At 74.4% G+C, this 12,974-nt stretch carries 11 protein-coding genes; 8 read left to right on the top strand and 3 right to left on the bottom strand.

Annotated features, from left to right (window positions below):
• Positions 1–19: 19 nt before the first annotated feature.
• The 8 genes from ACMCNO_RS17395 to ACMCNO_RS17360 all read left to right on the top strand — a co-directional run bounded on the left by ACMCNO_RS17395 (position 20) and on the right by ACMCNO_RS17360 (position 8,588).
• Positions 20–1,747 carry a GAF domain-containing protein gene (locus ACMCNO_RS17395; protein WP_412750487.1) on the top strand — a complete coding sequence of 576 codons (1,728 nt, stop codon included), beginning with the start codon at positions 20–22 and terminating at the stop codon, positions 1,745–1,747.
• Positions 1,748–1,832: 85 nt separating this feature from the next.
• Positions 1,833–2,828, top strand: coding sequence for an Acg family FMN-binding oxidoreductase (locus tag ACMCNO_RS17390; RefSeq protein ID WP_412750486.1), 996 nt, complete (start codon positions 1,833–1,835; stop codon positions 2,826–2,828).
• Between the two features lie 9 nt (positions 2,829–2,837).
• Positions 2,838–3,698, top strand: a complete 861-nt coding sequence (locus ACMCNO_RS17385) for a universal stress protein (RefSeq protein ID WP_412750485.1) — start codon at positions 2,838–2,840, stop codon at positions 3,696–3,698.
• Positions 3,695–4,654: an Acg family FMN-binding oxidoreductase gene (locus tag ACMCNO_RS17380; RefSeq protein WP_412750484.1), complete on the top strand. Its 960-nt coding sequence runs from the start codon at positions 3,695–3,697 to the stop codon at positions 4,652–4,654. Before ACMCNO_RS17385 ends, ACMCNO_RS17380 begins: the two co-directional genes overlap by 4 nt.
• An 89-nt stretch (positions 4,655–4,743) precedes the next feature.
• Positions 4,744–5,220, top strand: coding sequence for a universal stress protein (locus tag ACMCNO_RS17375; RefSeq protein WP_412750483.1), 477 nt, complete (start codon positions 4,744–4,746; stop codon positions 5,218–5,220).
• Positions 5,221–5,292: 72 nt separating this feature from the next.
• Positions 5,293–7,209: a PAS domain S-box protein gene (locus tag ACMCNO_RS17370; RefSeq protein ID WP_412750482.1), complete on the top strand. Its 1,917-nt coding sequence runs from the start codon at positions 5,293–5,295 to the stop codon at positions 7,207–7,209.
• A gap of 166 nt (positions 7,210–7,375) precedes the next feature.
• A complete protein-coding gene (locus ACMCNO_RS17365; protein WP_412750481.1) occupies positions 7,376–7,903 on the top strand; it encodes an RNA polymerase sigma factor in 528 nt (175 codons plus the stop codon).
• Positions 7,896–8,588: a hypothetical protein gene (locus tag ACMCNO_RS17360; protein ID WP_412750480.1), complete on the top strand. Its 693-nt coding sequence runs from the start codon at positions 7,896–7,898 to the stop codon at positions 8,586–8,588. Before ACMCNO_RS17365 ends, ACMCNO_RS17360 begins: the two co-directional genes overlap by 8 nt.
• Positions 8,589–8,600: 12 nt before the next feature.
• Here ACMCNO_RS17360 and cydC read toward each other — a convergent pair whose 3' ends face one another.
• The 3 genes from cydC to cydB are packed head-to-tail and all read right to left on the bottom strand — an operon-like array spanning position 8,601 to position 12,966.
• Positions 8,601–10,265, bottom strand: a complete 1,665-nt coding sequence (cydC, locus tag ACMCNO_RS17355) for a thiol reductant ABC exporter subunit CydC (protein ID WP_412750479.1) — start codon at positions 10,263–10,265, stop codon at positions 8,601–8,603.
• Positions 10,262–11,947, bottom strand: a complete 1,686-nt coding sequence (gene cydD / locus ACMCNO_RS17350) for a thiol reductant ABC exporter subunit CydD (RefSeq protein WP_412750478.1) — start codon at positions 11,945–11,947, stop codon at positions 10,262–10,264. Before cydD ends, cydC begins: the two co-directional genes overlap by 4 nt.
• Entirely contained in the window at positions 11,944–12,966 is a 1,023-nt protein-coding gene (gene cydB / locus ACMCNO_RS17345; protein ID WP_412750477.1) for a cytochrome d ubiquinol oxidase subunit II, read from the bottom strand. The genes cydD and cydB overlap by 4 nt, the downstream gene beginning before the upstream one ends.
• Positions 12,967–12,974: the final 8 nt, after the last annotated feature.

Raw genomic sequence — 12,974 nt, 5'->3', positions numbered from 1 at the left:
GAATCGCTAGCATCGGCTCATGGTCGGACCCCCGGACATGGGTAAGCCCCCGCACGAACCGCCCTCGCTGGGCCTGTCCCCGCTGTCCCGGGTACGCCTCGACGAGCTGCTCCAGGAGACCCTCGACCGGGTCGGCGAGATCGTCGCCAGCCGGGAACGGCTGCGCGCCCTGCTCGACGCGGTGGTCGGCATCGGCACCGACCTCGACCTGCGGATGACCCTGCAACGCATCGTGCAGGCGGCCTGCGCGCTGGTCGGCGCCCGCTACGGCGCGCTGGGCGTGCTCGCCCCGGGCGGACGCGAGCTGTCGGACTTCATCACCCACGGCATCGACGAGAAGACCCACGCCGCCATCGGGGACCTGCCCCGGGGCCGGGGCGTGCTCGGCCTGCTCATCACCGATCCCAAGGCCGTGCGGATGCCCGACATCACCACCCACCCGCGCTCGTACGGCTTCCCGCCGCACCACCCGCCGATGCACAGCTTCCTCGGCGTGCCGGTACGCGCCCGCGACCAGATCTTCGGCAACCTGTACCTGGCCGAGAAGATCGGCGCGGACGAGTTCAGCGAGGACGACGAGGAGATCGTCGTGGCGCTGGCCGCCGCGGCCAGCATCGCCATCGACAACGCCCGGCTGTTCACCCTCGCCCAGCGCCGGGAACGCTGGCTGGCCGCCACCGCCGAGATCACCTCCGTGCTGCTCGGTACGGTGCGCCGCACCGAGGCCCTGCGGCTGATCGCCCGCCGCGCCCGCGAGGTCGCCGACGCCGACCTCGTGCTGGTGCTGCTGTACGACGAGAACGACGCCCGCTACACCATCGAGGTGGCCGACGGCCCCGACCCGTACCCGGTGGCTCTGCTCGGGCGCCAGCTCGCCGCGGACGGCGACGCGCTCGACGCGCTCGGCCACGAGAAGTACCGCGTCGTGGACAACCTGCGGGCGGCCGCGGACTGGCCGGCCCCGGTGCCGGACGGACCGGCCATGGTGGCCCCGCTGACCGGCTCGGACACCGTCCGCGGCGTGCTGATCGTCGCCCAGCGCCCCGGCAGCGGCCCGGGCGACGGCGACGACGCGGCCCTGCTGTCCAGCTTCGCCGGACAGGCCGCGCTCGCCCTGGAACGCGCCCGCGCCCAGGACGAACGCGAACTGCTCGTCGTGCTGGAGGACCGCGAACGCATCGCCCGGGACCTGCACGACGTGGTGATCCAGCGGCTGTTCGCCACCGGCATGCACCTGCAAGGGGTGGCTCCGCACGCACTGCGCCCCGAGGCCGCCAAACGCATCAACGCCGCCGTGGACGACCTGGACGCGACCATCCGCGACATCCGCCGCTCGATCTTCGAGCTGCGCGCACCGGCGGAGGCGACGCTGCGGACCGAACTCAGCGAGGCCGTGCAGGCCGCCGCGGACGCACTGGGCTTCCGGCCCGACCTGGACGTCTCCGGGCCGGTGGACACCGTGGTGCCCGACGACGTCGTACCCGAACTGATGGCGGTGCTGCGCGAGGCGCTGTCGAACGTCGCCCGGCACGCCCGGGCCACCGCCGCCCGGGTGTCCGTCCGGGCCACCGGCGACCATCTGTCCCTGACCATTGAGGACGATGGCGTCGGCGCCGACCCGGAGCAGGCCCGCGGCGGGCTGCTGAACATGGGCGAGCGCGCCACGGACCTCGGCGGCAGCTTCGAGATGGGCCGTGGCAGCACCGGCGGCACGGTCGTGACCTGGCGGGTTCCACTCCCCGAATGACCGGATGACAGGGGTCTTTCGGCCCTGAACGGACACCCGGCGCAGCAACGATCGTGAGGGGAGAACCGGCAGGAGGTTTCCCATCATGACCGCACCGTCCGAGCACGGCACGCGCCAGCGCGCGACCGAGGTCCTCGCCGACGCCGCCCGCGCGTCGCTGCACGCCCCGTCGGTGTTCAACACCCAGCCGTGGCGCTGGCGCATCACCGGCGACACGGCCGCGCTGTACGCGGACCCGGCCCGCAAGCTGGACGCCACCGACCCGGACGGCCGGCTGCTGCTGCTCAGCTGCGGCACCGCCCTGCACCACGCCCGCGTCGCCCTCGCCGCCGAGGGCTACCAGCCCCAGGTGGTCCGCCAGCCCGACAGCGACCCGCACCTGCTGGCGCTGCTCACCATCGGAGAGCCGGGCCGCCCGGACCCCGAGGCGCAACGCCTCGCCGACGCGATCCCGCGCCGGCGCACCGACCGGCGGGCGTACGGCGAGCGCCCGGTGCCGGACGAGGTCCTGGCGCAGCTGCGGGGGGCCGTCGAGGCGCAGGGCGCCTACCTGCACGTCGTCCGGCGCGACCAGATGCCGCTGCTGGCCACCTCCTCCGGCCGGGCCGCCGACGCGGAACAGCAGGATCCGGCGTATCGGGCCGAGCTGGAGCAGTGGACGCACCGGCCGGAGGGCAGCGGCGACGGCGTCCCCGCCGCCACCGCGGTCCGGCCCTCGGCCCGCCGGGTGCCGGTGCGCGACTACGCCCCGGACGGCAACGCGGGCCTGGACCCGGGTGAGGGCTTCGACCTGGGCGCCGCGTTCGTGGTGCTGTTCGGCCTCACCGACCGCCCGGCCGACCTGCTGCGCGGCGGGGAGGCGCTGTCCGCGCTGCTGCTGTCCGCCACCGCCGCCGGCCTGGCCACGGCACCGCTGAGCGACACGATCGAGGTCGACTGGCCCCGGCACCTGCTCAGCGAGCTGCTGGCCGGGGTCGGCGAACCGTATCTGGTGGTGCGCCTCGGCTACCTGGATCCGGCGGAGCCGCTGCCGGCCGCGCCCCGGCGTACCCCCGGCGACGTGATCGAAATCGTGGAGTAGGTGGTTTCCATGGTCGCCACGGTGGCTGCCGGCGTCGGCGGGGCGGGCGGATGGCAGACCCTGGCCTGGGCGGCCGAACAGGCCACGAGCCAGACCGGCCTGCGGCTGGAGCTGCTGCGCGTGGCCGAGCCGGAATCGCGGCTGGCCGGGCTGGCCGGCGAACCCGCCCCCGCCCTGCTGGAGCTGGCCGATCCCCCGCTGTCGCGGGCACTGTCGGCGACCCGTACCCAGCTGGGCGGGCAGCGGGTGCACCTGCGGATCCTCGTCGGCGACCCCGGCACCGCGCTGGCCGCCGCGTCATCCGGCGCGGACCTGCTCGTCATCGGCTCCGGCGGGTCCGGCGCCACGGTACGGCGCATCGTGCACCAGGCACGGTGCCCCGTGGTCGTGGTCCGCCCGGTCTGCGCCGGGCGCGGGGCACCGCTGGCCGGGCACGTGGTGGTCGGGGTGGACGGCAGCGACGCCGGCCGGGCCGCCCTGGAGTTCGGCTTCGCGTACGCGAACGAGCACCGGTTGCCGGTCGCCGCGGCGCACGTCTCCGCGCGGACCGGCGACGACTACTTCTCCGACGAAACCCCGTCCACCCACGTCGCCACGGAACCGGCCGCCCTGGAGCTGCTGGGCGCCGAGGTGACACCGTGGATGCTGCGCTACCCCCGGTCCCGGGTCCGCCGTGCCGTGCTCAACGGGCGGGTCGCCGACGGCCTGCGCCGCGCCGGCCTCGGCGCGCACCTGCTGGTCGTGGGCGACAAACACCGGGGCCTGCTGGCCCGTACCCGGACCGGCGACGTGCCCGTGACGGTCGCGCGGCGCGCCGGCTGCCCGGTCGCCGTGGTCCCGTTCGACCGAAGCGAGGGAGAGTTGCCGTGACGGCCCGCTACACCGAAGCCGACCTGCGACGGGCCGCCGCCGCGGGGATCCGCGCGCCGTCGTTGCACAACAGCCAGCCGTGGCTGTTCCGGCTGCACGACGGGGGCATCGAGGTGCTGGCCGACACGTCGCGCCAGCTCGCCGTGGCCGACCGGGCCGGCTGGGCGCTGCGGGTCGCCTGCGGTGCGGCCACGTTCAACGCCCGGCTCGCCCTCGCGGTGGCGGGCACCCCGGCCGAGGTGACCCTGCGCCCGCCGGACTCCGCGCCCGAGGTGATGGCTCGGCTGACCCCGGCCGAGCAGCGCCCGGCCACCTACCGGGAGCAGGACCTGTGTGCGGCCATTCCGCACCGGTTCAGCAACCGGCGCCCGTTCTGGCCGAATCCGGTGCCCTCGGAGCTCCGGGCGCTGCTCATCGAGGCCGCCCGGGCGGAGGCGGGCTGGCTCGACCTGCTGGTCGGGATGACCGCGCTCAGCGGCTTCGCGGAGATCGCGCAGAGCGCCGACCGGGTGCTCCGGCGCAACCCCCGTTACCAGGCGGAGCTGTTCAGCTGGGCGCATTCGGACACTGCGCTGGACGGCGTACCGGTGACCGCGGGGGCACCGAGCCCGGAGCCGCAGGACCTGCTGCCGACCCGGTCGTTCGCGGAGCACCGGCGTGCCCCGGGCCGCGACTTCGAACCCGAGCCGCTGGTGGCGATCCTCGGCACGGCCGGCGACCGCGCCGTCGACCAGCTCCAGGCCGGGCAGGCGCTGCAGCGGGTACTGCTGACCGCCACGGACGCGGGTCTGGCCAGCTCCATGATCTCCCAGCCCATCGAGGTGCCCGCCGCCCGCGAGCAGCTGCGCCGCTCGCTGGGGCGCTTCGGAACCCCACAGATGGCGCTGCGCATCGGCTACGGCCAGCCCGGCCAGCCGACGCTGCGCCGGGACGTGGCGGAGGTCATCGTCGACTGACCGGCGACCGGGACACCTGGTGCCCGGTCCCGGGGCGCCGACGGGCTGACATGAGGTGTGGCCGCGCGAACCGGAAGGACGTGGGAACGATGACCGACAACTACCTGATCGTCGTGGGCGTGGACGGCTCGGTGGGCAGCCGGCGTGCCCTGGAGTGGGCCGCCCGCGAGGCCGCCACCCGCGGGGGCGCGGTCCAGGCCGTCACCGCCTGGTCGTGGGACGGCATCGAGTACGGCCCGATGACGGCCACCAGCCCGGACGAGGAGGCGCAGCGGGCCGCCGAGCTGCTCGACCGGGAGGTGAAGGCCCTGGCCGTCCAGCGCGGCACCGCCCAGCCCGTCGCCGCCGAGGTGATCGAGGGACGGCCGGCCGACGTGCTGTCCGCCGCCGCCGCGTCCGCCGACCTGCTGGTGCTGGGCAGCCACGGGCACAGCCGGGTCCGCCACACCGTGCTCGGCTCGGTCAGCGAGGAATGCATCCGCAAGGCGAGGTGCCCGGTGGTGGTGATCCCGGTACCGGCCGAGCGGCCCGAGCCGACGCGGGAGCCCGCGCTGCGCGGCGGCTGAGCAGGACGGAATCCGGCGGCTGCGGTGCCCCGGCGTGTCATCCTGAGATGATCCGGTCGACGGAGGCTGCGCATGGGAGATGGGCAGCCGCGGCGTCACGGCGCCGTGGCAGGGCACGACCGGTGGCGCATCGTGGTGCTGACCGCGGCTGTGCTGCTCGTCGTGGCCACGGGCGTGGCTGATCTCGCGACGCCACCGCAGCTGATGCTGTTCGGCCTCGCCGCGATCGGTCCTGTGCTGGCGACAGTCTCGGCCCGCCCGGGTGCGGTGGCCGCGGTCGGGCTGTTCGCTCTGCTCGTGGCGTGGGGCACGTCGACCTGGCAGGGGCTGAGAGGGACATCGGACCAGGTGCTGCGCCTGGGAGTGATCGCCGGGATGCTCGTCCTCGGCGTCATGGTCGCCCTTTATCAGCGCAGGATGGAGCGGCGCGTATACCGGGCGGCCGAGGACGAGTCGCGGCTGGCCGCGTTCGTCCAGTCATCGGAGGACGCGATCATCTGCTCCGACCTGCGCGGCACGATCACGTCCTGGAACCCCAGCGCCGAACGGATGTACGGCTACCGCGCCGCGGAGATGGTCGGCGAAAACGTCACCAGGTTGATGGTCCCCGAGCGGGCGGCAATGCTCCCCCGGATCCTGACCGACATCGGCGAAGGCGGCCGGGTCGCCACCTTCGAGACCCGGCGCGTCCGCAAGGACGGCACCCTTTTCGACGTCTCCATCAGCATCTCGCCCGTACGCGACCGGCACGGAACGGTCGTCGGCGTCGCCGGTACCGAACGCGACATCACCGATCGCAAACGCGCCGAACAGCAACGGCAGCAGTTCGTCGAACGCTCCGCCCGCGCGGAACGGATGGAAAGCCTCGGCCAGCTCGCCGGCGGCATCGCCCACGACTTCAACAACCTGCTGGCCATCATCATCAACTATGTCGATTTCGCCCTGGACACCGCCGACCCCGACACCCGCGAGGACCTCACCCGGGCTCGCGCCGGCGCCGAGCGCGCCCGCGACCTGACCCGGCAACTGCTGCTGTTCGCCCGCCAGGAACCCGCCGCCACCGAGCACATCGACCTCAATGCGGTCATCGACGAGACCCGGGCCCTGCTCGACCGCACGATCGGCGCCCATATCCAGCTCGTCACCCGCACCGCGGCCCATCCCCTGACCATCCGCGCCGACCCTGGGCGCCTGGAGCAGGTCCTGCTCAACCTCGTCATCAACGCCCGCGACGCCATGCCCGACGGCGGTGTCCTCATCGTCGAGGCCGGGGCCACCCACCTCGCCAAGGATCCCGCCCGGCAGCCGCCGCTGCCGCCCGGCCCGTACGCCCAGCTGACCGTCAGCGACACCGGCACCGGGGTGCCCGCCGAGGTGGCCGCGCACATCTTCGAACCGTTCTTCACCACCAAGGACGCGCAGCACGGCACCGGGCTCGGCCTGGCCACCGTGTACGGCATCATCACCGCGGCCGGTGGCAGCATCACGGTCAGCTCCGAACCCCACGCCGGAACGACGTTCCACATCCTGCTGCCCATCTGCACGGACAGCGCGCCGGCCCGCGGGGCCGCAAGGCCGGACGTCGTCCGCGGGGAGGGCCGCCACATCCTGCTGGTCGAGGACGACAGCGAGGTGTGCGAGGTCGCGGCCCGCATCCTTCAGACCCACGGCTACCGGGTCACCACGGCCCCGCACGGGCGCGCCGCGCTCGACGAGCTGGCCGAACAGCCGGTCGACCTGCTGCTCACCGACGTCGTCATGCCGGGGATGTCGGGCGTCCAGCTCGCCGAGGCCGTGCGCCGGGAGCATCCCGGCGTCGCGGTGCTGCTGGTGTCGGGCTACAGCGCGGACAGCGCCGAGCTGAAACGCCAGCTCACCCAGGGTGTCCCGATCATCTACAAGCCGTTCACCGCCGTCGAGCTGCTGCACGCGGTCCACGAGGCGACGCGGGACGCCGCGCCGGCACGGCCCTCAGCCAGCCGCCGGTGACCTCGGCACCGACGCCACGATCCGCATCGCATTCGGCCATTCGGCTACGGCCGGTTTCGGTATGTTCTCCGGTGTATGTCCGGTATTACGAGGAGGCACGGGGTCCTGGTGAACGTTTCCGGGCGGTGCGGCGTCCAGGGGTGGTGGTCAGTGAGAGGAAGCGCCGATGTGGCAGCGGGTGCGCCGACGGCGCGAGGGACTTCCGCCCTGGGTGGAGAACACCGGACGGATCCGGGCAGTGCTGTGTCTGGGTGGTGTGCCGTGGCAGGACCTGGACGACGCACTGCAGCAGGTGCGGTTGAAGGTACTGGAGCGGCAGGCGGCCAGCGGCGAGCCGGTGCGGGATCCGGATGCGTTCGCGGCGGTGGTGGCCTCGCGGGTGGCGGTCGACTGGCATCGCGGCGCGCAGCGGCAGCAGCGGCTGGCACAGCGGCTGGCCGCCCGGGCCGACGACGGATCCGGTGCGGCCACCGGAACGGACCGGGACCTGGCGGTGATGGTGGCGCAGCTGCTGGATGAGCTTCCCGCGGCGCAACGCCAGCTGGTGGTGCTGCGGTTCTTCGCGGACCTTTCCGTGCCACAGATCGCGGAACAGCTGGGTATCGCGGTCGGAACGGTCAAGAGCCGGCTGCACGCCGCGGTCAGCCGGATGCGGGTGCGGATGGAAGCGCAGGAGGTGAGCTGGAATGGATGAGCCGAAGGCCGACGATCAGCCGGATGCGTTGATGTACGCCATCAGCGGGGAGCCGGTCCCGGCGGCGCGGGCGCGGGAGCCGGAGTTCGCGCGCGAGCATGCGCGTGCCGAGGCGACGGTGACGGCGTTGCGGCGGGGTTTGACGCAGCTGGGCGATGACCTGGCGGAAACGCCGTCGCCGTCTCCGGCAGTGGCTCGCCCGCGGGTGCCGGACGCAGGACGCCGGTGGTGGGCGCGACCGATGCCGGTGGCGGCGGGGGTGCTCGTCGTGGCCGCGCTGGCCGTCGGTGTGGGCGTGCTGCGTGCATCGCCACCAGACAGCGACGATGCGGGGACCGCCAGCCGGAGCCTGCCGGGTGTGGTCGCCTGCGCGGACACGATCGCGATCGGAACGGTGACCAGAGTTCACCAGCAGGACGGCCGATGGCAGGTCACCCTCGGCGTGCAGCGCTACCTGAAGCCGGAGCGCGGGCCGCAGACGCTGACCGTCACCGCGGCGAACGCCGGCCCGGCACCGGACGGGTGGCAGACCGGTCAACGCACCCTGGTGGTGGTGCACGAGCCGAAGGCCGGGGTGGTCGACGGGTTCACCGGCGCGGACATCGACCAGGAGTGGGCGTGGATGTCCCGAGTGCTGCCGGGCTCCCGGAGCATCGACCCCCGCAACTGCGACCCGTCGGATTGACCTCGGCGGGCCCTACGCGGCCGCGGTCAGTGGCGTGGGCGTCGCGTCCAGCCGGACCACCTCGTCCACCTCGGACAGCTCCTCGGTGCGGTGGGTGATGAGCAGCACCGCGCGGTCTCCGGCCGCGGCCAGCAGGTCGCGGGTGAGTGCCGCCGCGGTCGCCTCGTCGAGGTGTTCGGTCGGCTCGTCGAGGACGAGGATGCGGAAGTCGGCCAGCAGCGCCCGGGCCAGGGCGAGGCGGCGGCGCTGGCCGCCGGACAGGGTCACGCCGTGTTCCCCCACTCCGGTGGCCAGGCCGAGCGGCAGGGTGTCCACCCAGTCGAGCAGCCGGGCGTCGGCGAGCGCGGCCCGCAGGTCTGCCGCGGTGGCGTCGCGCCGCCCGATCCGGAGGTTCTCCTCGATCGTGGTGTCGAACAGGTAGGCGTCCTCGGGCAGATAGCCGACCACGCGGCGGACCTCGTCCGCGGGGAGGCGGCGCAGGTCCACCCCGTCGAGGGCGATCCGTCCGGCGCACGGGTCCAGCCAGCGGACCAGCAGCGCCGCGACGGTGCTCTTGCCGCTGCCGCTCGGCCCGACCAGGGCGACCCGCCGTCCCGGGCTCAGCTCCAGGTCGACGCCGTGCACCACGGGCCGGCCGGGGACCCAAGCGGCGCTGACCCCGGTCATGCGCAGGGTGTGCGGGCCCTCGGGCAGCCCGGCCGGACCGTCCGGGTCGGCCACCGGAACGGGGGCGGCGCACACGTCGGCGAGGCGGCGCAACGCGCTGCGGGCGCCCGCGTAGCGCTGGGCAGCGGCGGGCAGCCCGGCGGCGGCCTCGAACACGGCGAGCGGGGTGAGCACCACGACGGCCAGCAGCTCACCGGGCAGTGTGCCCGCCCGGACGGCCACCGCACCGGCGGCCAGCCCGGCGACCACGCTCAGGCCGGTGACCAGCGCGTGCACGGCGGCGGAGGTGCCCGCGGACGCGCTGGAGCGGCGTTGCGCGGCGCGCAGCCGCCCGTCGGTGGCGGCCAGGCGGGCCAACTGGGCGTCGGCGGCGCCGTACGCGACGAGGTCCGGCAGGCCGTGCAGCAGGTCGACCACGTCGGTGGCGAGTTCGCCGCGCAGCGGGGCGAGCCGCCCGTCGGCGCGGCGGGCCGTGGCCGCCTGCAGCAGCGGGACGAGCAGCCCGACGGTGAGCAGGCCGACGGCGAGGGCGACGCCCGCGGGCGGGCACAGGGTCCCGACGAGCGCGACCGACCCGGCACCCACGAGGGCCGCGACCGCGTACGGCAGCACGACCCGGGTCAGCAGGTCCAGCACCGCGTCGACGTCGCCGACCATCCGCTGCACCAGGTCGGCGCGGCGGTAGCCGCTCAACCCTGCCGGGCCGAGGCGTTCCATCCGGGTGTAGAGCCGGACCCGCAGGGCGCCCAGCACCCGCAGAGCGGCGTCGTGCCCGACCAGCCGTTCCGCGTAGCGCAGCACGCCCCGGCTGAGGCCGAACGCGCGCACCGCCACGATCGCGACCATCAGGTGCAGCACCGGGGGGTGCAGGGCGGCGCGGGAGATGAGCCACGCGGCGGTGGCCATCAGGCCGACACCCGCCCCGGCCGCGGCCACGCCCGCCAGCACCGCCGCGGTGAGGCGGCCCGCGGCGGGCCGGGTGACCTCGCGCAGCAGCCGCCACCAGCTCATCGGGCACCGGCCAGGGCGGGTGCCAGCGGCACGACCCGGTCGGCCAGGGCGATCAACTCGGGCCGGTGTGCGGCCAGCACGACGGTACGGCCGTGGGCGAGCCGCCGGATCGCGGCCGTGACCGTGGCGGCGGTGGTCTCGTCGAGGTTCGCGGTGGGTTCGTCGAGCAGCACGATCGGAGCGTCCCGCAGGAACGCCCGGGCCAGCGCGAGCCGCTGCCGCTGCCCCGCCGACAGCCCGGCGCCGTCGTCACCGAGCACGGTGTCCAGCCCGCCGGGCAGCGCGGCGACGGCCTCGGCGACCCCGGCCTGTTCCAGCGCCCACCAGACCCGGCCGTCGGCGAAGACGGCAGCCTCAGCGGCCTGGGCACCTTCATGACCGGTCGCGGTGGCGAGGGTGACGTTGTCGCGGATCGTGGCCGCGAACAGGTGCGGACGCTGCGGCACCCACGCGATCCGGCGGCGCCACCGCGCGGGATCCACGTCGGACAATGTGACCCCGCCTACCGTGACGCGGCCCCGGGTCGGTGCCACGAAGCCGAGCAGGACGGCCAGTGCGGTGGACTTGCCGCAGCCGCTGGGGCCGGTGAGCGCGACGACCTCCCCCGGCGCGATCCGGGCGTCCAGCCGCAGCGCCGCCCCGTCGCGCCCGGGAAAGCTCACCTCGACGTCGTCGAAGACCAGCTCGCCCGTATCCGGGACGGGGCCGGTGCCCGCCGGTGGCAGCGGGGTCTCCAGCGCGGCGAACACCTCCTCCGCGGCGGCCAGCCCCTCCGCGCTGGCGTGATAGTTCGCCCCGACCGCCCGCAGCGGCAGGTACGCCTCCGGGGCGAGGATGAGCACCAGCAGCGCGGTGGACAGGTCCAGGTGCCCGGAGACCAGGCGCAACCCGACCCCGACCGCGACCAGCGCCACGGACAGGGTGGCCACCAGTTCCAGCACCAGCGACGAGAGGAACGCCGAGCGCAGCGTACGCATGGTGAGGCGACGCTGCTCGTCGCTGATCCGCCGGATCGTTGCGGCCTGCGCCCTGGCCCGGCCGAACAGTTGCAGCGTCGGCAGCCCGGCGACCACGTCGAGGAAGTGCTGCGAGAGCCGGGTGAGCAGCCGGAACTGGCGCCGGTTCGCGGCCTCTGTGTGCCAGCCGACCAGCGTCATGAACACCGGGATCAGCGGCAGGGTCAGCGCGATCGTGGCGGCGGCGATCAGGTCGGCGCTCAGCAGCCGGGCCAGCACGATCGCCGGAACCAGCGCGGCCAGCACGAGTTGCGGCAGGTAGCGGGCGAAGTACGCATCGAGCGCGTCGAGGCCGCGCGTGGCCAGGGTGGCGTACCCGCCGGCGCCGGGAGCGCCGGGCCGCGCGGCCGGGCCGAGCCGGGTGAGGTGGGCCAGCAGGCGCCCGCGCAGCTCGCTCTTGACCCCCGCCGCGGCCCGGGCCGAGGCGACCTCCTGCGCCCATGACAGTACGGCCCGGGCACCGACCACCGTGGTCAGCCAGATGAGGGTGGAGGTCAGCTCGGTGGGCCCGGCGCCGTCCAGGAACACGGCCGTGATCCCGTCGGCCAGCAGGGTCGCCTGTGCCACCACCAGGACGGCCAGCGCCGCCCCGATCCCGGCCGTGACGGCCAGGTACGTCCGGGTCGTGCGCGCGTGCCGCAGCAGCCGCGGATCGAGAGGTCTCACGCGGATTCCCGGGCGGGCACCGCCGCCGGGGGGATGTGCTCGACCGTGATCCGCTTGCGGAACACCCAGTACGTCCAGCCCTGGTAGCCCAGCACGATCGGGGTGAACGCGAGCGCCACCCAGGTCATCACCCGCAACGTGTACGGCGTCGACGACGCATTGTGCACCGTGAGGCTGTTGGCCTGGTCGATCGTGGACGGCATCACGTCCGGGAACAGCGTGACGAACAGCGCGAACGTGGCCAGCACGAGGGTGGCGCCGGTGGCCAGGAACGCCCAGCCCTCCCGGCGCAGCCGGGCCGCCACCACGGCACCCACCAGGGCGAGCGCGGCCAGCCCGGACAGCGCCCAGCCGCCCGCGTCGTGGTGGGCGAGGGCGGTCCACAGCAGGAAGGCGCCCGCGACCACGACCGCGGGGATCCCCAGGGTGGCGGCCAGCCGCCCGGCGCGGTGCCGCACGTCGCCGTCGGTCTTCAGGGCCAGGAACACCGCCCCGTGCAGGGTGAACAGGGTCAGCGTGGTCAGGCCGCCCAGCAGCGCGTACGGGTTGAGCAGGTCGAGGAAGCCGCCCACGTACTCGTGGTCGGCGTCGAGGCGCACCCCGCGCACGATGTTGCCGAACGCCACCCCCCACAGCAGGGCGGGCACGAAGCTGCCGCCGATGATGCAGTAGTCCCAGCGGCGCCGCCACCGATCGTCGTCGACCTTGCCGCGGTACTCGAACGCGACTCCGCGCACGATCAGCGCCACCAGGATGATCAGCAGCGGCAGGTAGAAGCCGGAGAACAGGGTGGCGTACCACTCCGGGAATGCGGCGAACGTGGCGCCGCCCGCGACGAGCAGCCACACCTCGTTGCCGTCCCAGACCGGGCCGATGGTGTTGATGAGCAGCCGGCGTTCCCGGTCGTCGCGGCCCAGCACGGGCAGCAGGATGCCGACGCCGAAGTCGAAGCCCTCGAGCAGGAAGTAGCCCGCCCACAGGATGGCGATGAGCGCGAACCAGACAGTGGTCAGTTCCATGGGTACGC

This window comes from Krasilnikovia sp. M28-CT-15 (genome assembly GCF_047159595.1).
Lineage (GTDB): Bacteria > Actinomycetota > Actinomycetes > Mycobacteriales > Micromonosporaceae > Actinoplanes.
Note: the sequence above shows the minus strand (reverse complement) of the source record. Positions and strands in the feature narration are given on the sequence as shown.